19 protein-coding genes are annotated in these 22679 nt (G+C 61.9%); 12 read left to right on the top strand and 7 right to left on the bottom strand.

Annotated features, from left to right (window positions below):
• Positions 1-406 precede the first annotated feature (406 nt).
• On the top strand, positions 407-1738 hold the full coding sequence (locus CQ002_RS27450) for a substrate-binding domain-containing protein (protein ID WP_105162513.1): 1332 nt from the start codon (positions 407-409) through the stop codon (positions 1736-1738).
• 130 nt (positions 1739-1868) lie between these two features.
• Here CQ002_RS27450 and CQ002_RS27455 read toward each other — a convergent pair whose 3' ends face one another.
• Entirely contained in the window at positions 1869-3098 is a 1230-nt protein-coding gene (locus CQ002_RS27455; RefSeq protein ID WP_029298342.1) for an acyl-CoA dehydrogenase, read from the bottom strand.
• Between the two features lie 151 nt (positions 3099-3249).
• On the opposite strand from CQ002_RS27455, the gene CQ002_RS27460 reads away from it, so the two are divergent.
• From CQ002_RS27460 to CQ002_RS27470, 3 genes are all read left to right on the top strand, one after another.
• Positions 3250-4182 carry a LysR family transcriptional regulator gene (locus CQ002_RS27460; protein WP_034107182.1) on the top strand — a complete coding sequence of 311 codons (933 nt, stop codon included), beginning with the start codon at positions 3250-3252 and terminating at the stop codon, positions 4180-4182.
• A gap of 67 nt (positions 4183-4249) precedes the next feature.
• On the top strand, positions 4250-4642 hold the full coding sequence (locus tag CQ002_RS27465) for a MerR family DNA-binding transcriptional regulator (RefSeq protein WP_034107184.1): 393 nt from the start codon (positions 4250-4252) through the stop codon (positions 4640-4642).
• A gap of 16 nt (positions 4643-4658) precedes the next feature.
• A complete protein-coding gene (locus CQ002_RS27470) occupies positions 4659-5558 on the top strand; it encodes a hydroxymethylglutaryl-CoA lyase (RefSeq protein ID WP_034107186.1) in 900 nt (299 codons plus the stop codon).
• Between the two features lie 621 nt (positions 5559-6179).
• Here the strand turns inward: CQ002_RS27470 and CQ002_RS27475 are convergent.
• Positions 6180-7814, bottom strand: coding sequence for an AMP-binding protein (locus CQ002_RS27475; protein WP_034107188.1), 1635 nt, complete (start codon positions 7812-7814; stop codon positions 6180-6182).
• A gap of 148 nt (positions 7815-7962) precedes the next feature.
• On the opposite strand from CQ002_RS27475, the gene CQ002_RS27480 reads away from it, so the two are divergent.
• The 4 genes from CQ002_RS27480 to CQ002_RS27495 are packed head-to-tail and all read left to right on the top strand — an operon-like array spanning position 7963 to position 13489.
• Complete coding sequence (locus CQ002_RS27480) at positions 7963-9126, top strand: isovaleryl-CoA dehydrogenase (protein WP_034107190.1); 1164 nt, start codon at positions 7963-7965, stop codon at positions 9124-9126.
• 11 nt (positions 9127-9137) lie between these two features.
• Positions 9138-10745 (top strand): carboxyl transferase domain-containing protein, encoded by a 1608-nt coding sequence (locus CQ002_RS27485; protein ID WP_069077741.1) that lies wholly within the window; start codon positions 9138-9140, stop codon positions 10743-10745.
• 15 nt (positions 10746-10760) lie between these two features.
• On the top strand, positions 10761-11567 hold the full coding sequence (locus CQ002_RS27490) for a gamma-carboxygeranoyl-CoA hydratase (RefSeq protein WP_105162514.1): 807 nt from the start codon (positions 10761-10763) through the stop codon (positions 11565-11567).
• Complete coding sequence (locus tag CQ002_RS27495; RefSeq protein ID WP_034107196.1) at positions 11564-13489, top strand: acetyl/propionyl/methylcrotonyl-CoA carboxylase subunit alpha; 1926 nt, start codon at positions 11564-11566, stop codon at positions 13487-13489. The genes CQ002_RS27490 and CQ002_RS27495 overlap by 4 nt, the downstream gene beginning before the upstream one ends.
• On the opposite strand, the gene CQ002_RS27500 is transcribed toward CQ002_RS27495, so the two are convergent.
• Entirely contained in the window at positions 13486-14118 is a 633-nt protein-coding gene (locus CQ002_RS27500) for a LexA family transcriptional regulator (RefSeq protein WP_069077740.1), read from the bottom strand. The two genes, CQ002_RS27495 and CQ002_RS27500, sit on opposite strands and share 4 nt — an antisense overlap.
• Positions 14119-14249: 131 nt before the next feature.
• Here CQ002_RS27500 and CQ002_RS27505 point away from each other — a divergent pair, with 131 nt between their 5' ends.
• Positions 14250-14600, top strand: coding sequence for a DUF6124 family protein (locus CQ002_RS27505; RefSeq protein ID WP_034107201.1), 351 nt, complete (start codon positions 14250-14252; stop codon positions 14598-14600).
• 464 nt (positions 14601-15064) lie between these two features.
• On the top strand, positions 15065-16216 hold the full coding sequence (locus CQ002_RS27515) for a M14-type cytosolic carboxypeptidase (RefSeq protein WP_034107203.1): 1152 nt from the start codon (positions 15065-15067) through the stop codon (positions 16214-16216).
• 82 nt (positions 16217-16298) lie between these two features.
• Here CQ002_RS27515 and CQ002_RS27520 read toward each other — a convergent pair whose 3' ends face one another.
• Together CQ002_RS27520 and CQ002_RS27525 are read right to left on the bottom strand one after the other, a co-directional pair.
• A complete protein-coding gene (locus CQ002_RS27520) occupies positions 16299-16841 on the bottom strand; it encodes a cytochrome b (protein WP_034107205.1) in 543 nt (180 codons plus the stop codon).
• Entirely contained in the window at positions 16838-17920 is a 1083-nt protein-coding gene (locus CQ002_RS27525; protein WP_034107207.1) for a catalase family peroxidase, read from the bottom strand. The genes CQ002_RS27520 and CQ002_RS27525 overlap by 4 nt, the downstream gene beginning before the upstream one ends.
• A gap of 167 nt (positions 17921-18087) precedes the next feature.
• Between CQ002_RS27525 and CQ002_RS27530 the strand changes: the two genes are divergently transcribed.
• The gene (locus CQ002_RS27530) at positions 18088-18594 is read left to right on the top strand and encodes a sigma-70 family RNA polymerase sigma factor (RefSeq protein ID WP_034108452.1); all 507 of its coding nucleotides are present in this window, start codon (positions 18088-18090) and stop codon (positions 18592-18594) included.
• A complete protein-coding gene (locus tag CQ002_RS27535) occupies positions 18591-19328 on the top strand; it encodes an anti-sigma factor (RefSeq protein WP_034107209.1) in 738 nt (245 codons plus the stop codon). Before CQ002_RS27530 ends, CQ002_RS27535 begins: the two co-directional genes overlap by 4 nt.
• Here the strand turns inward: CQ002_RS27535 and CQ002_RS27540 are convergent.
• Both CQ002_RS27540 and CQ002_RS27545 read right to left on the bottom strand, forming a co-directional pair.
• Positions 19325-20296 (bottom strand): spore coat U domain-containing protein, encoded by a 972-nt coding sequence (locus tag CQ002_RS27540; protein WP_174555859.1) that lies wholly within the window; start codon positions 20294-20296, stop codon positions 19325-19327. The genes CQ002_RS27535 and CQ002_RS27540 overlap by 4 nt on opposite strands.
• The gene (locus tag CQ002_RS27545) at positions 20293-22650 is read right to left on the bottom strand and encodes a fimbria/pilus outer membrane usher protein (protein ID WP_105163146.1); all 2358 of its coding nucleotides are present in this window, start codon (positions 22648-22650) and stop codon (positions 20293-20295) included. The genes CQ002_RS27540 and CQ002_RS27545 overlap by 4 nt, the downstream gene beginning before the upstream one ends.
• Positions 22651-22679: the final 29 nt, after the last annotated feature.

Here is a 22679-nt window from a genome sequence, read left to right on the forward strand (position 1 = left end):
CTGTTAGGGCGCTTTCGCGAGCAAGCCCGCTCCCACATTTTTGGATCGTGGGGTGTCAGGAAGAGAGTGGTTGGCTGGCAGGCCGCCTTCGCGGGCAAGCCCGCTCCCACATTTTTGGATCGTGGGGTGTCAGGCAGAGAGTGGTTGGCTGTCAGGCCGCCTTCGCGGGCAAGCCCGCTCCCACAGTTTTGGGTCGCGGGGTGTCAGGAAGATTGTGGTTGGCTGTCAGGCCGCTTTCGCGAGCAAGCCCACTCCCACATTTTTGGATCGTGGGAAGACAGGGAGATAGTGGTTAGCTGTCGGCCCGGCTTCGCGGACAAGCCCGCTCCTACCGTCGAGCGTCATATTGTTGAAACCTGCCTGACTTATTCTCGTCGCACTCCCTTTGGCTTGAGAAGGTGCCAGCATGAAGCTGCGCGTTCTGTTCCTGCTGACCCTGTTACCCCTCGTTTCCATGGCTGCTCCCCTCTCCGTTCCCGATCAAGGCCCTGCGTTACGCATCCAGGGTTCCAACACCATTGGCGCGGCGCTGGGTCCGGCGTTGGTCAAGGGGTTGATGGAACACCAGGGCTTGCAGAGCGTGCACATAGAACCCGCCGAAGGGCCCAATGAACAGCGCGTGATTGGCAAGACGCGCCAGGGCAAGGCCGTGACCATCGAGGTCGCGGCCCATGGTTCCAGCACCGGGTTCACGGCGCTGAAGAAAGCCACCGCCGACCTGGCGGCATCGTCTCGTCCGATCAAGGACAGCGAGTTGGTCGACCTCGAACCCCTCGGCGACCTCAAGAGCCCCGAAGCCGAGCAAGTGATCGCCATCGACGGCCTGGCGATCATCCTCAACCCGCAAAACCCGTTGAATAGCCTGAATACCGAGCAACTGGCGCAGGTCTTCAATGGTGAAGCCAGTACCTGGGAGGCCGTGGGCGGCGTCGGCGGGCCGATTCATGTGTATGCACGTGATGACCAATCCGGCACCTACGACACCTTCAAGGACCTGGTGCTGCGCCTGCGTGGCAAACCACTGGCGCTTTCTGCCAAGCGCTTCGAGTCCAGCGAGCAACTGTCCGACGCGGTCAGCCAGGATCCCCAGGGTATCGGCTTTATCGGCCTGCCCTACGTGCGCCAGGCCAAGGCAGTGGCGATTGTGGACGGCGACTCACAACCGATGTTGCCACTGAACAGCCTGATTGCCACCGAGGATTACCCACTGTCCCGTCGGCTGTTTTTCTACCTGCCGCCGTCGGGCCATAACCCGTGGGCCAAGGCGCTGGTGGACTTTACACAGAGCAGCAAGGGCCAGGCGATCGTCGCGGCCAGCGGGTTTATCGCTCAGCAGGTGCAGGCGATGGATGTCGAGCCTCGCGCCTCGATGCCCGAGGACTATCAAGCGATCGCGCGTGAAGCGAAGCGCTTGACGGTGAACTTTCGTTTCGAGGAAGGCAGCGCCAGCCTGGATAACAAGGCTCGCCAGGACCTGCAACGGGTGGTGGCGTATATAAGAAGCCACGCCAAACTCGACAAACAGGTCACGCTCGTGGGGTTCGGCGACGCGAAGAATGACCCGCAGCGAGCGGCGTTGCTGTCGAAGCTTCGGGCGATGGCGGTGCGCCGGGAGTTGGTCAAGAGCGGCGTGGTGCTAAGGGAGATTCACGGGTTTGGCGCACAGATGCCGGTCGCGGCGAATACGGCAGATGAAGGCAGGATCAAGAATCGGCGGGTGGAGGTGTGGGTCTACTGATCCGGGGGTTGCGGGGTGGCTGGACCGGCCTCTTCGCGAGCACGCTCGCTCCCACAGCCGAGCGCATTCTCATGTTGGAATACGGTCGACTGTGGGAGCGGGCTTGCCCGCGAATACAGGCAACTCGGTGTTACTGCCCGCTGCGCATCAGCTCTTTAGGCACGTACTTGCCAATCTCGAACTTGCCGATCGCCGCCCGGTGCACTTCGTCCGGGCCGTCGGCCAGACGCAGGGTGCGTTGCATGGCGTACATGTAGGCCAGCGGGAAGTCATTGGAAACCCCGGCACCGCCATGGATCTGGATCGCACGGTCGATCACCTTCAAGGCCACATTCGGCGCGACCACCTTGATCTGGGCGATTTCGCTTTTTGCCACTTTGTTACCCACGGTGTCCATCATATAGGCCGCCTTCAGGGTCAGCAGGCGCGCCATGTCGATCTCCATCCGTGAGTCGGCGATCTTGTCGATATTGCCGCCCAAACGTGCCAGCGGCTTGCCGAACGCAGTACGACTGACGGAGCGTTTGCACATCAATTCCAAGGCGCGCTCGGCCATGCCGATGGAACGCATGCAGTGGTGGATACGGCCTGGGCCAAGGCGACCCTGTGCGATTTCGAAACCACGGCCTTCACCGAGCAATACGTTTTCATAGGGCACACGCACATTGTCGAACAGCACTTCGGCGTGGCCGTGGGGCGCGTCGTCGTAGCCGAACACTGGCAGCGGGCGCACGATCTTCACGCCGGGGGCGTCCACCGGCACCAGGATCATCGAGTGCTGCTGGTGGCGCGGCGCATCCGGGTTGCTCAGGCCCATGAAGATCAGGATCTTGCAGCGCGGGTCGCAGGCACCGGAGGTCCACCATTTCTTGCCGTTGATCACCCACTCGTCACCCTGGCGCTCGGCGCGGGCAGCCATGTTGGTCGCGTCCGAGGACGCCACGTCCGGCTCGGTCATGGCGAATGCCGAGCGGATCTCGCCGCGCAACAATGGCTCCAACCAGCGTTGCTTCTGTTCTTCGTTGGCGTAGCGCACCAACACTTCCATGTTGCCAGTGTCGGGGGCGGAGCAGTTGAACGGTTCCGGCCCCAGCAAGGATCGACCCATGATTTCCGCCAGGGGTGCATATTCAAGGTTGGTGAGGCCGGCGCCCAGTTCGGATTCCGGCAGGAACAGGTTCCACAGGCCTTCGGCTTTGGCCTTGGCTTTCAACTCTTCCATGATTGCAGTGGGCTGCCAGCGGTCGCCTTCGCTGACCTGGCGTTCGAACACCGGCTCGGCCGGGTAAACGTAAGCGTCCATGAACGCAGTGACGCGTTCACGCAGTTCCTGAACCTTGGGCGAATAGGCGAAATCCATGAGCAGCTCCCTTCTCTGAGAGGTTGTTTAGGTCATGCAATCGATGCTAGAACAGCGCTGATAATTTACCTAGCCTATTCTCGGCGTGTATTAACATTCATCACCGATATATGATCGACGTATGGCCACCTAACAATAAGAGCGCAACGAAATGAATCTGAGCAAGGTCGACCTCAACCTGTTTATCGTCTTTGACGCGATCTATACCGAAGCCAACCTGACCCGCGCCGGGCAGATTGTCGGCATCACCCAACCGGCGGTGTCCAACGCTCTGGCCCGACTGCGCGAAACCTTCAACGACCCCCTGTTCGTGCGCACCGCCCAAGGCATGGTGCCCACCCCGATGGCGCAGAACATCATCGGCCCGGTGCGCAATGCGCTGTCGTTGCTGCGGGTGTCGGTACAGGAAAGCCGCATCTTTAACCCGCAACAGGCGGCCAAGACCTACCGCATCAGCATGACCGACCTCACCGAGGCCGTGATCCTGCCGCTGCTGTTCCAGCGCCTGCGCCGCCTGGCACCCACTGTGGTGATCGAGAGTTTCCTGTCCAAACGCCGCGAGACCACCAAGGAGCTGGCTGCCGGGCGCCTGGATTTTGCCGTGGACGCGCCGCTGAACACCGACCCGCAGGTGCGCCACGTCAAGCTGATGGAAGACCGCTACGTGTGCGCCATGCGCAAGGGCCACCCCATGGCCGGCAAGGACAAGCTCACCCTGGACGACTACCTGTCGCTGACCCATATCCATATCTCCAGCCGCCGCAATGGTCTGGGCCACGTTGACCTGGCCCTCGGCAAGATGGGCATCCAGCGCAAGATCGCCCTGCGCTCCCAGCATTACCTGATGGCGTCGCAAGTGTTGCAGCAAACCGACATGGTCATGACCGTACCCGAGCGCTTCGCCCGTCGCCACGAACTGCACTGGTTCAACCTGCCGGTCAACGATGTGCCGCCGGTTGAAACCCACCTGTACTGGCACGAAAGTACCGACCAGGACCCGGCCAACCGCTGGATGCGCGAGCAGATGATTGAGTTGTGCCAGCAGGTGACGGCCCACGAGAAGAAGTTGGATGGCAAGCAGTGAGCGCGCGCCCTTGACGTTTACGTCAACCTGCCATTAGCTTAACGCCAAGACCTTCTTGAGCGCCCCCATGAGCACGACCTACAGCATCTCCGACCTCGCCCGCGAGCTCGACATCACCACCCGCGCCATTCGATTTTATGAAGAGCAAGGCCTGCTGGCTCCGGAGCGCCGGGGCCAGGAGCGCATCTACTCGGCGCGCGACAAGGTCAGCCTCAAGCTGATCCTGCGCGGCAAGCGCATCGGGTTTTCCCTGGCCGAATGCCGCGAGCTGATCGAACTCTACGACCCAAGCAGTGGTAACCACGTCCAACTCAACAGCATGCTGGCAAAAATCGCCGAGCGCCGTGAGCAGTTGGAACAGCAACTGCTGGATATCGAACAAATGAAGCTGGAACTGGACACCGCCGAAGAGCGCTGCACCCAGGCCCTGGCCCACACCATGCGCCAGGCTGGCCACTGATCAGAAGGTAACTGCCATGTCCCTCCCCTCACACGTACGGCTGGTGGAAGTCGGCCCGCGCGACGGCCTGCAGAACGAGGCCCAACCCATCAGCGTGGCGGACAAGGTCCACTTGGTCGACGCGCTCAGCGCTGCCGGCCTGAGCTATATCGAGGTCGGCAGCTTTGTCTCGCCCAAGTGGGTGCCACAAATGGCCGGTTCGGCGGAGGTTTTCGCGCAGATCCAGCGCAAGCCCGGCGTGACCTATGGAGCCCTGGCGCCGAACCTGCGCGGTTTTGAGGACGCATTGGCGGCCGGCGTCAAGGAAGTTGCGGTGTTTGCGGCCGCGTCCGAGGCGTTTTCCCAGCGCAATATCAACTGTTCCATCAGTGACAGCCTGGCGCGTTTTGCGCCGATCATGGCGGCGGCCAGGCAGCACGGGGTGAACGTGCGTGGCTATGTGTCGTGCGTGCTGGGTTGCCCGTATGAAGGCGAGATCGCGCCGGAGCAAGTGGCGGCGGTCGCGCGGGAGTTGCATGCCATGGGCTGCTATGAGGTGTCCCTCGGCGACACCATCGGCACCGGCACGGCAGGCGCCACGCGGCGGCTGTTCGAGGTGGTCGGGGCGCAGGTGCCTCGGGACAGGCTGGCGGGGCACTTCCATGACACCTATGGCCAGGCCATCGCCAATATCTACGCCAGCCTGCTGGAAGGGATCACGGTGTTCGACAGCTCTATCGCGGGCCTCGGTGGCTGCCCCTACGCCAAGGGCGCCAGCGGTAACGTCGCCACGGAAGATGTGTTGTACCTGCTCAACGGCCTGGGCATCCATACCGGTATCGACCTGCAGGCATTGATTGGCGCAGGCCAGCAAATCAGCAACGTGTTGGGCCGACCTACCGGCTCACGGGTGGCGAAGGCCCGTAACGCCGGTTGAGTAGCGTAGCCGTGACAATGTGTTACCGCACGCCTACACATCGAGTAACACGGGAACATATTTTGTCGTATTTGCCGTAGGCCATTTCCCACATGAAATTTATCTTGTTGATTTTAAAGGGTTTTTAAAAGTTGGCACGGCTTCTGCTATCTCTATGGCATAACAAGAATAAAAAGCGCCAAACCTAATAAAAATAAGACGAAACGACTCTGACATAACAAAAACAACACGGCAGAGACGCAGCTAACAGATTTTTTTGGAGAAGATGTGCTTCGCAGGGTACGGCATGCCGAAACCCGCAACCGGTTAGAGAAAAATAAAACTACCTCAGGTAGCTACCCACTGGTTGGATCGATAACGAAGAAGCAGGTCAGCGCTCAAAAAAATACGTTTGCTCTTGACCCCGGATGGGGGTCGCTAAAAACAGCGGTAAAGGGAAACGGTTGCTAAAAACAACAATAGACCGCCCCTCAATAATAAAAAAAGAGCACGCAACGAAAAATTAAAGGGGACCTTCGGGTCCCCTTTGTGCTTCCTGGGTTTTGACAATTCACCTGACACGCTGCCATTCAATGTGAGCGCTGGCTTGCCTGCGCCCACAAATAGACACCATGCAGCCAGTCACTCCTGCGTTCGCAGCTCCTCGATGCTGATTTCGCGCATGCGGAATTTCTGGATCTTGCCCGTCACGGTCATCGGAAACTCATCCACGAACTTGAAATGCTTGGGCGTCTTGAAGTGTGCGATGCGGCCCTTGCACCAGGTTTGCAGCTCAAGCTCATTGGCCACATGGCCTGGATGGAACTTGACCCAGGCGACGATGGCTTCGCCGTAACGCTCATCCGGAATGCCGATAACCTGCACATCCGCCACCGCCGGATGAGTGAAGAAGAACTCCTCCAGCTCACGCGGGTACACGTTCTCGCCGCCGCGAATGATCATGTCCTTATTGCGCCCGGCGATGCATACGTAACCGTGGGCGTCCATGCTCGCCAGGTCGCCGGTGTGCATCCAGCCGGCGCCGTCGATGGCCTCGCGGGTGGCGTCCGGGTTGTCCCAGTAGCCGAGCATCACGCTGTAGCCACGGGTGCACAACTCACCGATTTCACCGTGCCCAACCGTATTGCCATCGGCGTCGATGATCTTGTTTTCCAATTGCGGCTGGGTGCGCCCGACGGTGGTCACGCGGCGCTCCAGATCGTCATCCGCCCCGGTTTGCAAGGACACCGGGCTGGTTTCAGTCATGCCGTAGGCAATCTGCACCTCACTCATGTGCATCTCGCTGATCACGCGCCGCATCACCTCGATGGGGCACGTGGCGCCGGCCATGATGCCGGTGCGCAGGGTGGACAGGTCGAAGTCACCCAGCCGTGGGTGATCGAGCATGGCGATAAACATGGTGGGCACGCCATACAGGCCGGTGGCGCGTTCTTCGGCGACGGCGGTGAGCGTCAATAGCGGATCGAAGCCGTCATTGGGATAGATCATGGTGGTGCCATGGGTGATGCAGCCCAGGTTGCCCATGACCATGCCGAAGCAGTGATACAGCGGCACCGGGATCACCAGGCGGTCTTGCGCGGTCAGGCCAAGGCTTTCGCCGACCATGTAGCCGTTGTTAAGGATGTTGTGGTGACTGAGGGTGGCGCCCTTCGGAAATCCGGTGGTGCCGGAGGTGTATTGGATGTTGACGGCCTGGTCGAAGTGCAGGTTGGCCTGGCGGGTGTGGAGTTGGTCGGGCGCAATGCCTGCCCCGAGCGCCGAGAGCTGCGCCCAGGGCAGGAATCCCGGGGGTGGGCTGGGGTCGAGGCTGATCATGCCGCGCAGGTCGGGGTTCAGTGCCTGCAGCATCCCATGGTAGTCGGAGGTCTTGAACGACCCGGCGCACACCAGCCATTGGCAGCCGGACTGCTTGAGCACGTACTCCAGTTCACTGCTGCGATACGCCGGGTTGATATTGACCAGGATCACGCCGAGTTTGGCGCTGGCGATCTGGCTGATGCACCACTCGGCGCAATTGGGTGCCCAGATCCCCAGCCGGTCGCCAGCCTGCATGCCCAGGGCAAGAAAGGCACGCGCGTGCAGGTCTACCGTTTCAGCCAGCTGCCGCCAGGTGTAGCGGCGCTGCTGGTGACGCACCACCAGGGCCTCGCCATCGGGATGGAGTGCGACGGTTCGATCGAAGGCCTGGCCAATGGTCATGGCCAGCAAGGTCTTGTCCTGAGCGCCACGGCTGTAGCTCTGATTCGGTTGATCCATAACGACCCCTGTTGTCTTTTTTGTAGGTTGACGTAAACGTAAACTACGATTGACAGCGCCGTAACGCAAGTTTACGTTAACGTAAAGGTGAGCGCCCTCCCCTGGCGCCCTCCACACAACAACAAAGCTCACATTAAGGTGCCTGTCCATGAGTTACCCGTCCCTGAACTTCGCCCTCGGTGAAACCATCGACATGCTGCGCGACCAGGTGCAGTCCTTCGTGAGCAAGGAAATCGCGCCCCGCGCGGCCCAGATCGACATCGACAACCTGTTTCCCGCCGACCTGTGGCGCAAGTTCGGCGACATGGGCTTGCTAGGCATTACCGTGCCGGAAGAATACGGCGGCGCCGGCCTGGGTTACCTGGCCCACGTGGTGGCCATGGAAGAGATCAGCCGGGGCTCGGCGTCGGTGGCGTTGTCCTACGGCGCGCATTCCAACCTGTGTGTGAACCAGATCAACCGCAACGGCAACCACGAGCAGAAACTCAAGTACCTGCCCGCACTCATCAGCGGCGAACACGTCGGTGCCCTGGCCATGAGCGAGCCGAACGCCGGTTCCGATGTGGTCTCGATGAAGCTGCGCGCGGATAAACGCGGCGACCATTACGTGCTCAACGGGAGCAAGACCTGGATCACCAATGGCCCCGATGCCAGCACCTATGTGATCTACGCCAAGACCGACCTGGAAAAGGGCCCGCACGGCATTACCGCGTTCATCGTCGAGCGCGACTGGAAAGGCTTCAGCCGCAGCAACAAGTTCGACAAGCTGGGCATGCGTGGCTCCAACACCTGCGAACTGTTCTTCGACGACGTGGAAGTGCCGGAGGAAAATATCCTCGGCGCGCTCAATGGTGGCGTGAAAGTGCTGATGAGCGGCCTCGACTACGAGCGCGTGGTGCTGTCCGGCGGCCCTACCGGGATCATGCAGGCGTGCATGGACCTGATCGTTCCCTACATCCACGACCGTAAGCAGTTTGGCCAGAGCATCGGCGAATTCCAGCTGATCCAGGGCAAGGTCGCCGACATGTACACCCAGCTCAACGCCAGCCGCGCCTACCTCTACGCCGTGGCCCAGGCGTGCGAGCGTGGCGAGACCACGCGCAAGGATGCGGCCGGGGTGATTCTCTACAGCGCCGAACGCGCCACGCAAATGGCGCTCGACGCGATCCAGATCCTCGGTGGCAATGGCTACATCAACGAATTCCCGGCCGGGCGCCTGCTGCGCGACGCCAAGTTGTATGAAATCGGCGCCGGCACCAGTGAAATTCGCCGGATGCTGATCGGTCGCGAACTCTTCAACGAAACCCGCTGAAGGAGCGCCCCATGGCCACCTTGCACACCCAGCTCAACCCGCGCTCGGCGGAGTTTGCCGCCAATAGCGCGGCGATGCGCCAACAGGTCGACGCCCTCCAGACCCTGCTTGCCCATGTGCAACAAGGCGGCGGCGCCAAGGCCCAGGAACGGCACACTTCGCGCGGCAAACTGTTGCCTCGCGAGCGTATCAACCGTTTGCTCGACCCAGGCTCGCCGTTCCTTGAACTCAGCCAACTGGCCGCCCACCAGGTGTACGGCGAAGACGTGCCGGCCGCCGGGGTGATCGCCGGAATCGGCTGCGTGGAGGGGGTCGAATGCATGATCGTCGCCAACGACGCCACGGTGAAAGGCGGCTCCTACTACCCGCTCACGGTGAAAAAACACCTGCGCGCCCAGACCATCGCCGAGCAGAACCGCCTGCCATGCATCTACCTGGTGGACTCCGGCGGTGCCAACCTGCCGCGCCAGGACGAAGTGTTTCCGGACCGCGAGCACTTCGGGCGGATCTTCTTCAACCAGGCCAACATGAGCGCCCAGGGCATCCCGCAGATCGCCGTGGTGATGGGCTCGTGCACCGCAGGCGGCGCGTATGTGCCGGCGATGGCCGACGAAGCGATCATGGTGCGCAACCAGGCCACCATCTTCCTCGCCGGGCCACCCCTGGTGAAGGCCGCGACCGGTGAAGTGGTGAGTGCCGAAGACCTCGGCGGTGCCGATGTGCACTGCAAGGTCTCCGGTGTGGCCGACCACTATGCCGACAGCGATGAACATGCGCTGGCGTTGGCGCGGCGCAGCGTGGCCAACCTCAATTGGCGCAAGCAGGGCGAATTACGGCAACGCCCGCCGGTGGCGCCGTTGTACAGCAGCGAAGAGTTGTACGGCGTGATCCCCGCCGACGCCAAGCAACCGTTTGATGTGCGTGAAGTGATCGCGCGCCTGGTGGACGGTTCGGTGTTCGATGAGTTCAAGGCCCTGTTTGGCACCACGCTGGTGTGCGGTTTTGCGCACTTGCACGGCTACCCGATCGCGATCCTGGCCAACAATGGGATTCTGTTCGCTGAGGCGGCGCAAAAAGGCGCGCACTTTATCGAGTTGGCCTGCCAGCGCGGCATTCCTTTGCTATTCCTGCAAAACATCACCGGCTTCATGGTCGGCCAGAAATACGAAGCCGGCGGCATCGCCAAGCACGGTGCCAAGCTGGTCACGGCAGTGGCCTGCGCCAAGGTGCCGAAGTTCACGGTGATCATCGGCGGCAGCTTTGGCGCCGGCAACTACGGCATGTGCGGCCGCGCCTATGACCCGCGCTTCCTATGGATGTGGCCGAACGCACGCATTGGCGTGATGGGTGCCGAACAGGCGGCCGGCGTGCTGGTGCAGGTCAAGCGCGAGCAGGCTGAACGCGCCGGCGTGGGGTTCAGCGCCGAAGAGGAGGCGGCGATCAAGCAGCCGATCCTCGACCAGTACGAGACCCAGGGTCACCCCTACTACTCCAGCGCACGCCTGTGGGACGACGGTGTGATTGACCCGTTGCAGACCCGTGACGTGCTCGCGCTGGCGTTGTCCGCGTCGCTGAATGCCCCTATCGAGCCGAGCCGCTTCGGCGTGTTCCGCATGTAAATGGAGCTGTACCCCATGAGCGATTTCAACACCCTCGAACTGATTACCGACAGCAGTGGCTTCGCCACGCTGTGGCTCAGTCGTGAAGCCAAGAACAACGCATTCAATGCCGAAATGATCCGCGAACTGATCATCGCCCTCGATCAGGTGCAGGGCGATCCATCCCTGCGCTTTCTCGTCCTGCGTGGGCGCGGCAAGCACTTCAGCGCCGGGGCCGACCTGGCCTGGATGCAGCAGTCGGCCGAACTGGACTACCACACCAACCTGGACGATGCCCGCGAACTGGCGGAGCTGATGTACAACCTGGCCAAGCTGAAGATCCCCACCCTCGCGGTGGTGCAAGGCGCGGCCTACGGTGGCGCGCTGGGCTTGATCAGTTGCTGCGATATGGCGATTGGCGCGGATGACGCGCAATTCTGCCTGTCGGAAGTGCGCATCGGCCTGGCGCCGGCGGTGATCAGCCCGTTCGTGGTGCAAGCCATTGGCGAACGCGCGGCGCGGCGTTATGCCCTGACCGCCGAGCGTTTTGGCGGCCAACGCGCGCGCGATATCGGTTTGTTGGCGGAAAGTTATCCCCTTGGCGAGCTGGACCATCAGGTGGAACAGTGGATCGCCAACCTGCTGCAGAACAGCCCGGCGGCGATGCGTGCCAGCAAGGACTTGCTCCGCGAAGTGGGCCACGGCGCCCTCACCCCGGCCCTGCGGCGCTATTGCGAAAATGCCATTGCGCGCATTCGCGTCAGCGCCGAGGGCCAGGAAGGCTTGCGCGCCTTCCTGCAGAAACGTCCACCGAGCTGGCAGCCCCAGGAGCCGCGTTCATGAGCACATTGACGACACTGCTGGTGGCCAACCGGGGCGAGATTGCCTGCCGGGTGATGCGCACCGCCAAGGCCATGGGCCTGACCACTGTGGCAGTGCACAGCGCCACTGACCGCGATGCACGCCATAGCCGTGAGGCGGATATTCGTGTCGACCTGGGTGGCAGCAAGGCCACCGACAGCTACTTGCAAATCGACAAATTGATCGCCGCCGCCCAGGCCAGTGGCGCCCAGGCGATTCATCCAGGTTATGGCTTTTTGTCGGAAAACGCAGGGTTTGCCCGCGCGATTGAAGCAGCCGGCTTGATCTTCCTCGGCCCGCCCGCCTGCGCGATTGATGCCATGGGCAGCAAATCGGCCGCCAAGGCGCTGATGGAAACCGCAGGCGTGCCCCTGGTGCCGGGTTACCACGGCGCAGCCCAGGACCTGGAAACCTTCCGCGCCGCCTGCGAGCGCATCGGCTACCCCGTGCTGCTCAAGGCCACGGCCGGTGGCGGCGGCAAAGGCATGAAGGTGGTCGAGGACGTCAGCCAATTGGCCGAAGCCCTCGCGTCTGCCCAGCGTGAAGCGCTGTCGTCCTTCGGCAATGGGCAGATGCTGGTGGAAAAGTACCTGCTCAAGCCTCGCCACGTGGAGATCCAGGTGTTTGCCGACAAGCATGGGCACTGTCTGTATCTCAATGAACGGGACTGCTCGATCCAGCGTCGTCACCAAAAAGTGGTCGAGGAAGCGCCTGCGCCGGGGTTGAGCGTGGAACAACGCAGGGCCATGGGCGAAGCCGCCGTGCGCGCAGCCCAGGCCATCGGCTATGTCGGGGCCGGCACCGTGGAGTTTTTACTCGATGCGCGCGGCGAGTTCTTCTTCATGGAGATGAACACGCGGCTGCAGGTGGAGCACCCGGTGACCGAGGCGATTACCGGGCTGGACCTGGTGGCTTGGCAGATTCGCGTCGCCCAGGGCGAGGCGCTGCCGATCACCCAGGAGCAGGTGCCGCTGATCGGCCATGCGATTGAAGTGCGCCTGTATGCCGAGGACCCGGCCAATGATTTCTTGCCGGCCACCGGGCACCTGACGCTGTACCGCGAATCCACCCCGGGGCCGGGGCGCCGCGTGGACAGCGGTGTGGAGCAAGGCGACAGCGTATCGCCGTTCTACGACCCCATGCTCGGCAAGCTGATCGCCTGGGGCGAGGACCGGGAACAGGCGCGACTGCGGTTGTTGGGCATGCTCGACGAGTTTGCCGTGGGCGGGCTCAAGACCAACCTGAGCTTTTTGCGGCGCATCATCGGGCACCCTGCGTTTGCGGCGGCCGAGTTGGATACCGGGTTCATTCCGCGTTACCAGGAAGAGCTGCTGCCAGCACCGGGAGCACTCAGCGATGAATTCTGGCAAGCCGCAGCGGCGGCCTACATCCAGAGCTTGCCGCCGGGTGATGGACCTTGGGCGGACACGCGGGGGTTTCGTGCCGGCCTGCCAGCCGAGGTTTCGCTGCATTTGTGCTGCAATGGCCAGGATCGACTGGTGACATTGGGCCCAGAGACGCCAACGTTGCGGGGTGAACAGTTGCTGATCGAGCAACAGGGCGTGCGCCGCAGCCATCTGGCGGTGCGTCATGGCCACACGGTTTATCTGCGTTGGGATGGCGAGATGCAAGGCGTGACGCTCTTCGACCCGATTGCAGCCGTCGAGGCCAGCCAGTCTCACCAGGGCGGCCTGACAGCGCCGATGAACGGCAGCATTGTGCGAGTACTGGTAGAGGTGGGCCAGCAGGTGGAGGCCGGCACGCAACTGGTGGTGCTGGAAGCGATGAAGATGGAACACAGCATCCGCGCACCCCAGGCCGGGGTGGTCAAGGCACTGTTCTGCCAGGAAGGCGAAATGGTCGCGGAAGGTTGCGCGTTGGTGGAACTCGAAACGGCGGGTTAAAACTTTGCCGTAGCCTGCACGACGACACCAAGAAGGCGACAATCGGCGGTCAACAACTGTTTCGGATAGGTGGGATTGAGCGGCACCAGGTAGCGCTGGCCGCCCTCTTCCAGCAACTGGCGGAAGGTCGCCTGGGGGCGCTCTGCCCACTGTGCAACCACCAGTCTGCCGGGTTCGGCGGCAATGGCCGGATCGACCAGGATCATCATTCCCGCACTGACGCTCAGGCCGCTGGGCGCAGTCATGGCGTCGCCCGTGACCGGCAGCCAGAACGCGTCGCCATGGGCCTGATAATCCGTCAATTCGAAGCGGGCTGCGCCATAGGCCGCTCGCTCTTCGCGAACTTCGCACAGCCTTTTCCAATCGCTGACCGGGTAACGGAAATACGGGTTGTAGTTTTTTCGCGGGGGCGCTTGATTGGCACGCTCGCGAATATCCAGCGCAACTTCCAGGTACCCCAGCCCCAGCGCTGCCAGCACCCGGTTCATGTCCACCAGGCTCGGCGCACGGCGTTTGTTGAGCCAATGGCCAACGCCGCCCTGGGACATGCCCAGGCGCTCCGCCAGTTCACCCTGCGTGACCTTGCGGTCTTCCATGTTGGCCCTGACCAACGCGATCCAGTTATCCATGGGGGCTGACGATACGTCACGCAGGTTTCAGGGCAATAAACAGTTTGTAGTAATCCATAAAACGACATAAATACGATACGTACTATCATCGGACATAAGGTTTTCGACACCCACCCAGAGTACCGCCCCTTATGACGACAAGCCCGTATCTCCTGCCCGAAATCCCTGAAGACGCCGAACTGCACGACCTGCGCAGCAGCGGCGCCGCCCAGCGTGCGTTGGACTTTTACTTGAAAGAAGATATGTCGGCATCAGTCCCTGATGGGACGCTGTTTGCCATCAAGCCAGGCATCAGCCAGGAAGAAGCCCTGGTGCATGCCTCCGATCTGTTGCGCAGCGCAGCGGCCACGGCGTATGAATCAGCGAGCAGCCATCAGGGCAGTCATCGGGACCTGGCGTTTTCAGTGGTGTATTTGATCGATATGGCGAAAGCGATGGTGGAGCGTTCGTTGCAGGTGCCAGAGGCTCAGGCGAACGGATAACAGGCGCGAAGAAAAAATATTTCTATCTCGTGGATAAAAACATTTGACTTGCAAATGATAATGATTATTATTGGACCCAGCTGATCGCGAGATCAGTCGATAGACCAAGGGACCTTAGGTCGGACTCTTGGAATATCTCCTCATCAGGCTAATCACGGTTTTTGACCCGGCTCTTTGGCCGGGTCTTTTTTTTGCCAGTTTTCCTGGCATGGCTTCAGGCTAATGAAGACTGTGTTGCTCGATGGCGCGCATGGTAGCAAAAGACCATCGCTAAAAGAAAGCCAGGCGGACGCTCTAGCCCAGATCTTTGCGAAATAGCGCTTGAGAATCAATCTCATAGATTCTAAGCTGCTGCGGCGTCACGGATGACGCCCCCCTCCCTCGCGCAACAATTTTGCATCCAGCCTTTACCAGACTCCTGTGTAATATAGCCGCCACAACACTCATATTCAGGCAACCAGACTATGACCGTGGCCTTGACGTCCATCAGGATCAGCACCGACTTCGACAGTGGCAATATCCAGGTACTGGATGCCCATGACTCCTATCAGTTGCTGCTGGCAATCGAACCCGATACGCGCAGTGCACACTTCCAGTGGTTCCACTTCAAGGCCGAAGGCATGCACGTGGGCCACACCCACACCTTTCGCCTGAGCAATGCTGGCAAGTCGTCTTACCCACACGCGTGGAGCGGCTACAACGCGGTAGCGTCCTACGACCATATCAACTGGTTCAGGGTGCCCTCGCGTTTTGATGGGGAAATCCTGCATATCAGCCTTGAGACCCGCGAGAAACAAGCCTGGTTTGCCTATTTCGAACCCTACAGCCGCGAACGCCACGACTGGCTGATCGAGCAGGCCCTGAGTCGCGCTGACACCCAGTTGCTGGCGACCGGGAAAAGCGTCGAAGGCCGAGATATCCAGCTGCTACGGCGTGGCAAGGGTGGCGAGGGCCGACGCAAGATCTGGATCATCGCCCAACAGCATCCTGGCGAGCACATGGCCGAATGGTTCATGGAAGGCATCATCGAACGCCTGCAACAAGACGGCGACGACGAGATGAAAAAACTACTGAAAGTCGCCGACCTGTACCTGGTGCCCAACATGAACCCGGACGGTGCCTTCCACGGCCACCTGCGCACCAACGCCATGGGCCAGGACCTTAACCGCGCCTGGCAGAGCGCCAGCCAGGAGATCAGCCCGGAAGTACTGTTCGTACAACAACAGATGGAAACGTACGGCGTCGACCTGTTCCTTGATGTTCACGGCGACGAAGAAATCCCCTACGTCTTCACGGCCGGCTGCGAAGGCAACCCCGGCTATACCCCGCGTATCGAGGCGCTGGAAAAGCACTTCCGCAGCCACTTGAGCAGCCTGACCCGTGACTTCCAGACCACCCATGGCTACACCCGCGACCTGCCGGGCCAGGCCAACATGACGCTGGCGTGCAACGCGGTAGGCCAGAAATACGACTGCCTGTCCCTGACCCTTGAAATGCCATTCAAGGACAACGACGACGCGCCTAACGCGAAAACCGGCTGGTCAGGTGAACGCTCCAAGCAGCTGGGCAAGGACGTATTGAGTACGGTCGCTGACATCGTGACGACCCTACGCTAACGCTGCGGTAACCGGCTTGTCGGCGATGAGGCCCTTGATGACTGCATGGCTTTGAAGGGCGCCATCGCCGGCAAGCCTGTTCCTACACGCGCTTGCTGCCGGTCATGCTCTGCAGCACGCCATCGCGCCGGATCAACCCATGGAACAGCGCCGCCGCCAGGTGCAACAGCACCGTCAGGAACAGCAGGTACGCCAAAAACCCATGGGCCTTGCGCAGCACCGCGAACAACGGTGCATTCGCGCCCACCAGCGCCGGCAATTGCACCGAGCTGCTGAGCATCACCGGGTCACCCGCCGCCGAAATCATCGCCCAGCCCAGCAGCGGCAATACCAGCATCAAGGCATACAGCACCAAGTGGGAGGCCTTGGCTGCCAACACTTGCCAAAGCGGCAAGTCGCTGGGCAACGGCGGTTGGCGTGTGGAGAAGCGCACCACCAGCCGCACGATCACCAAGGCCAGGATCGCGATGCCCAGCGGCTTGTGCAGGTGGATCAACCATTCATGCCGTTCTGAGACAGAGGCCGCCAGGCCCGCGCCGATGAACAGCATGGCGATGACCATCAGCGCCATCAGCCAGTGCAGCAGGCGCGCCAGGGGCGCGAAAAACCGTGGTTGGGCATTCATGGCTTCGACTCCTGAGGGGCGCTGTGCAACGAGCTGACTTCGCCGGCGCGGCGCAGGTAAGAACTGGCATACGCCGCAGAACGTGCTGCCAGCAAGGGGTCATTGGAGGCTTCGATGCCACGGGGCAGAATCAGCGGGTCGAAGTTGATATCGCGGCAATCACCGTCCGCTTGCGGCTGGCTGCTTTGCACGACCAGGGTGCCGGCGTTGATGACCTTATGCTCGCCGGTCCAGGCCTTGCTCGCATCGTCCAGCGGGTCGCCGGGGTTGGCTAGCGTCATGTTCAACTGCCAGCGCAGCGGCCCGGCTGCCAGGCGCTGCACCAGGTCTTTTTCGAGGAAATCACTCCCCGCCGGCGCGGCATCCCCCGCCGCATCCTGACTCTGGGGCACAACGCCCCAACGCACGGCCTGGCGCTTGCCATCGGCGCCCACCAGATAAAACGCGTTGATACCGTTGTACGTTTCAGTCGCATAACTGGCCGACGGCTTGGCGGTCTTGACCCAGGCCAAAAACGGCGCGGACTCGGGGTGGGCGGCAAAAAACGCGGGCATGCTCGCCGGGTTCGGCTTGCCGGTGGCAGGGTCCGGTGCGCCGGCCTTGAGCAACTGGTAGAACGCTTCGGGTGTGCCCACCGGGAACACCGGCATGCTGTTCATGCCGGTGCGCCACTGCTGGCCGTTGGCCTGGCTCAATTGCACGGCAAAACTACGGATCGGCACACTGCTGTCCGGCGCATAGGGGTTGCCGCTGGGCAAGGCAAACCGGCCGATCAGCGGGGTCTTGGCCTCGCTGAACACCTGGGCGCTGGAGTAGGCACGGGCTTCGGGACTGCTCTCGAAATACCCCGCGACACACACACCCTTGGCATGGTTACGGCGGAATCCGGGGTGCACGCCATTACTGGCTTCCAGGGCGTTGACCAAGGTTTTCGGGCGCAGGCGCTGTGGGTCGAGGGTGCCATTGACGTAGGCAAATGCCCCCGCCACAACCGCAACCACGGCACCGATACCCGCCAGGCGCGCGATAAGGCTTGCCGTGCTCAGCGGGGGACGGGGCGGTGATGAGTGATCTACCATGAAGAAACTCCAGGGCCGAAGCCCTTAGGGATGAACATTAGGTCGGAGCATTAAGACGAACGCCGATCGGCTCTATTCCCGGGCCCTGGATTTATTTCCCAACACGGGGAATAACCTTCGACGCCGCACGTCTCTCTAGTCCCAGCGTAGTAAACAGCCCGATGCCCATGCATGAACTCGACGAACAGTTACGTGAACTCATCCCCAGGCTGCGGCGCTTTGCCGTGTCCCTGACCCGTAACGCCAGCAGTGCGGACGACCTGGTGCAGTCGACCCTGGAGCGGGGGATCATCAGTTGGGCCGATAAACGCGTCGAAGGCGACCTACGCGCCTGGCTGTTCTCGATCCTCTACCGGCAGTTCCTTGATGCCCACCGCCGCACCCGACGCTATGCACGCATGCTGGAATTCTTCACCGGGCGCGACGATGCGCAGCCGTCGGCGGAGCGCACAGTGATCGCCCAGTCGACCCTGCAAGCCTTCGATCAACTCAACACCGAGCAACGCGCGCTGCTGCTGTGGGTCTCGGTCGAAGGTTTAAGCTACAAGGAAGTCGCCGAGATTCTTGAGGTGCCCATCGGTACCGTGATGTCGCGCCTGTCCCGGGCGCGCCAAGCCCTGCGCCAACTCAGTGATGGCGAGATTGCCAGCCCTTCCCTGCGGATACTCAAATGATCAGCCTGCCCCCCAGCGAACGCGATTTGCATGCCTACGTCGACCACCAACTGCTGGAAAGTGATCGCCGTGCGCTTGAAACCTATTTGGCGGCCCACCCCGACGTCGCAGCCCAGGTCCACGCCTGGCAGCACGACGCGCAGCTGCTGCGCGCCGCGTTGGGGGGTGCCCTGCAACAGCCGGCCAACCCTGACCTGGACCCGGCGCTGATTCGCCAGCGTATCAAGCGTCAATCGCGCCGCCACCTCGCCAGCGCGGCGGTGTTGCTGATTGCCGTCAGCTTCGGCGGCCTCGCTGGCTGGCACGCCCGTGAAGCCACACAGCCAGCCCAATTGCCGATGGCCGATGCGATGCAGGCGTTCCGCTTGTTTGCCCAGGACGGCATCATGCCCGCCGACTACAAGGGCGAGGGTGGCGGCACAATGCAGGCCTGGCTCGATCGCTACTTCAACCAGGCGCATCGCCTGCCTGACTTGAGCGCATCCGGGTTTACGCCAGTCAGCGGGCGGTTGCTCACTACCGAGCAAGGCGCCGCGGCCATGGTGCTGTACGAAGACCCGCAAGGGCGGCGCATCAGTTTCTACATCCGCCCACCAGGCCCGGAAAACGGCTTCCTGCCCCGTGGCAGCCGCAGTGCGGATGGATTGCAGGCCCAATACTGGTCCGGCGCTGGCTACAATTATGCGGTGGTCAGCCCGGTGAATCAGCCCGCCCCGGCGATGCAGACGTTCTAGAAACCCACGTCGAGTACTACGTTGTCGAGGTAGGTGCCGGCGGGCGGCGTGCTCTGGTCGCTGTAGATCCTGGCGTTGTAGTTGAACACCTGGCTGCCGATGCCCAGGCCATTGCCGGGATTGACCTCGGCCGTGGAGCTGTCGCGGCGCGCCGCCCCCACACTGCCCCAGCGCGTGGTACCCGCACTTTTGAAGATGTCGTAGGCCAAGTAGTTACCGCCTGAAATCATCCGCCGCCGCCCGCCTACGCCGACGGCGTTCTGGCCGTCGCTCAGCCCCACGTTGTAGGCACTGCCCTTGGTGCAGGAGATACTCGCCTGCCCGCTCACCGTGGTGAAGCCACTGATTACCGGGGCACTGCCAAAGCTGATGTTGGGCGCCGTGATCTGGCAGTCATTGGTGACGGTCATGCTCACGGTCAACGCCGCCGTGCCGCTGCCTACGTCGCGGCCCAGGCAGATACCACCAATGCCGATGCCCGAGCAGTAGTTCCAGTTCCAGGCAATGTTCAAGGTCTCGGTGTACAGCCCCGCAGCGACGTTGCTGCCGGTGATGCTGCTCACGTACAGCGGCACGGTTTTCACTCCAGGCCCTGCGATCAACCCGATGCTCTGGGCAATGCCCCCCGCCCCGCCAAAATCAAACTGCGCCCCCCGGGCAATCGGAAAGCTGGTGCTGTTGCTGCCGTAGATCGTATAGCCGATAACATCGCCGGTAGGCCCGACCATCCCGGTCTTGGATGAGGTAATCGTCGCGTAGAAATGGTCGGAGGACACCAGCACCGAAATCAATGCCGAGGTGCAGCTCAACCCTGAGTTGGCCGTCGAACTGGCCTGCGCCGCCGTGCGCACCGTCATCGAACTGATCGAGCCAAAACTCGCCGGCGCCGTGGTGACCACCGAACACAGCGCCATGGCCTGGCCCGACAACATTAGCCCCACGGCAGCCAGCCATCCGATCCCTCTCATTGGCACACCAACGGCCCGATCAACGGCACGCCCTGTTGCTGCTCGTCGATATCGAATCGCGCCTGGCAGGTACGCCCTTCACCCTGCATGACCTGCAAGGTGTTATGCGCCGAGAGGTTTTCCAGGTACACCAGGCCATCCCAGCCGACCACCGCCTGCTGGTGACTCTGCTCGTGCACCACCAGGCTGCCCAGGGGCAATTCCTGATGCTCGGTGTCCACCAGGGTGACGCTGGCTGCGAGCACCCGGCGCAGGGGGAATTCCAGCAGGTAACCGCTGCCGCGCCGCACTGATACCCGCTGTTCCACATTCGGGCTCTGCACGTTGAGCGGCAGGTTCAACGGATCGATTTCATACTTGGCACGGTAATACGCGCTGCTCCATGGCACCAGCAGGTGGCCATTGCGGTCGGTTTCGCCCACCAGTTGGTTCTCGTAGCGCACCGGGATCCCGGCGAAGCCCTGGGTACTCACCACCACGAAGGCATCGTTGATGCGGTTGGCGGCAAAGGCGTCGCCCCCCATCCACACCAGCGAGCCGCTGGCATCCGCCCACCGTGTCTCGGCGTCGCTGCTGCCATAGACGCCGGCCTGCAACTGCACCGACTGCAAGCGCCACGTCAGGTCAGCCTGCCGGTAGGCCGGGCCATCGCCCTGGGCATAACCGAGGTTGTAGCCCACCCCGCCTTCGCTGGGCACAGCGTGGCTGTAGTTGAGCCGTTGGCGACTGGCGCCGTCCTTGCTGCGCTCGGCGCTCAAGGCCAGGCTGCCGTTGAGATCAAACGGGATCACCAGTTGCGCCTGCATCGCCCAATTGCTGTCACCGATCTCGCGGTTGGCCGACAGGTAGAAACTGGTATTGCGCCACAGCGGCTTGCTCCAGCTCAGGTTGAGCAGGCGCGTACGCGAATCGTCCGCCGCCTGTACGTCGAAATACCCCACGCCCAGGCTGCCGAAGCGTTCCAGGTTAAGGCTCAGGGTCACCTGCTCGCTGCGTTTACTGAGGCTGGCGTAAGGCGTGTCGACCAGGGTCAGGTCGGCGTATTCGGCGTGACGCTCCACCCGCTGATAGGACAGGCTGTAGCGCGTGCTGTTGTATTGATAGCCCAGGCTCAGTTGCTGGCCACTACGGCCTTCGAACCGGCTTTGGCTGACAGCGGTATTGAGTACGCCGAAATTGCCCAGCCGCAGGTTGCCACCCACGCCGCCCAGGGTCAGGTCACTGGAGGCTTCGGCATGGCTTTCCAGGGTCAGGTTGTCGGAATAACCATAACGGAAGGTGCCGCTGGCCACGCCGGGGCCATAGGCGAAATCCTTCAGGGCGTATTCACGGCGCAAGGAACCGGCGGCCACCGAAAAATCCGTCAGGCCTTCTTGCAGCAGGGTGCTGGTCACATAGAACGGTACCGTGGTCGACACCTGACGACCGAGGGCATCAGTGGTCACCACCACGGCTTCGCCCGCGCCATTGATAAACGGCACATTGGTCAGGGTGTAAGGCCCCGGTTGCAGCAGCGCGCTCTCAGATTTGTAGCCATTGATGAACAGGTCTACCGACGACGGCACCGCTGCCTCACCCGCAAACTGCGGCAAGGGGTAAGTCACCAGGTCCGGACGCACCGCGAAGTCCCGGGAAAACTGCACGCCACCCAGGCGCACCGAGCTGCTCCAGGGCAAGGCGCCGCTGATCACGTCACCGGCCTCATAGGTCAGCAGCCGCTCATCATCGGAGAAACGCCAAGTGGTGTCATAGCGCCGGTAGCCGTTGGTTAAGGTACTGCTGCTGACGCCATCGGCCAGGGTCTGGCGGTACTGGCCGGTAGTGGACAAGGTGCCCCAGCTGTCGAACAACCGCACTTCGTTCCAGGCGGCGAGGTAGCTGCCGCCTTCGTCGGTGTCGTTGAAATACAGGTCATAGTTGAGCAAGGCGCCGAAGCTGCTCATCGCCTGGGTACGCGGATAGGTGTTGCGGTTGCCGATGAATTGTTCCTGCAACCACGACGGCGGCACATCCAGCAGCAGGCGCTGGCCGTTGCTGTCGTAATCGCTGTGCAGGCCAGGAATCTTGTCCAGCGCCACACTGCCACTCGGCTCACCCGGCAGCTTCATGCCCACGTCCTGCAACGCACTGGCCGGCACAAAGAGTTGCCCGGCCCGTTGATCGACCGCAATAACGCGACCGGTGTCCATCTGGTTGACCACCAGTTCCAGAAACAACTGTGCATCAGCGACAGCCTCCATACTGCTCGGGGGCGGTGGCAGGTCGCCAGCCACGCCCGGAAGCGCAATCATTGCGCCGCCCAGCCCGCTTACCACCGACAGCCATATACCACGAGCCCGACCACGACTCACCATGGCATTGTGTCCTTCAATGGACATCTCCA

This window comes from Pseudomonas sp. MYb13, from assembly GCF_002980075.1.
Classification (GTDB): domain Bacteria; phylum Pseudomonadota; class Gammaproteobacteria; order Pseudomonadales; family Pseudomonadaceae; genus Aquipseudomonas; species Aquipseudomonas lurida.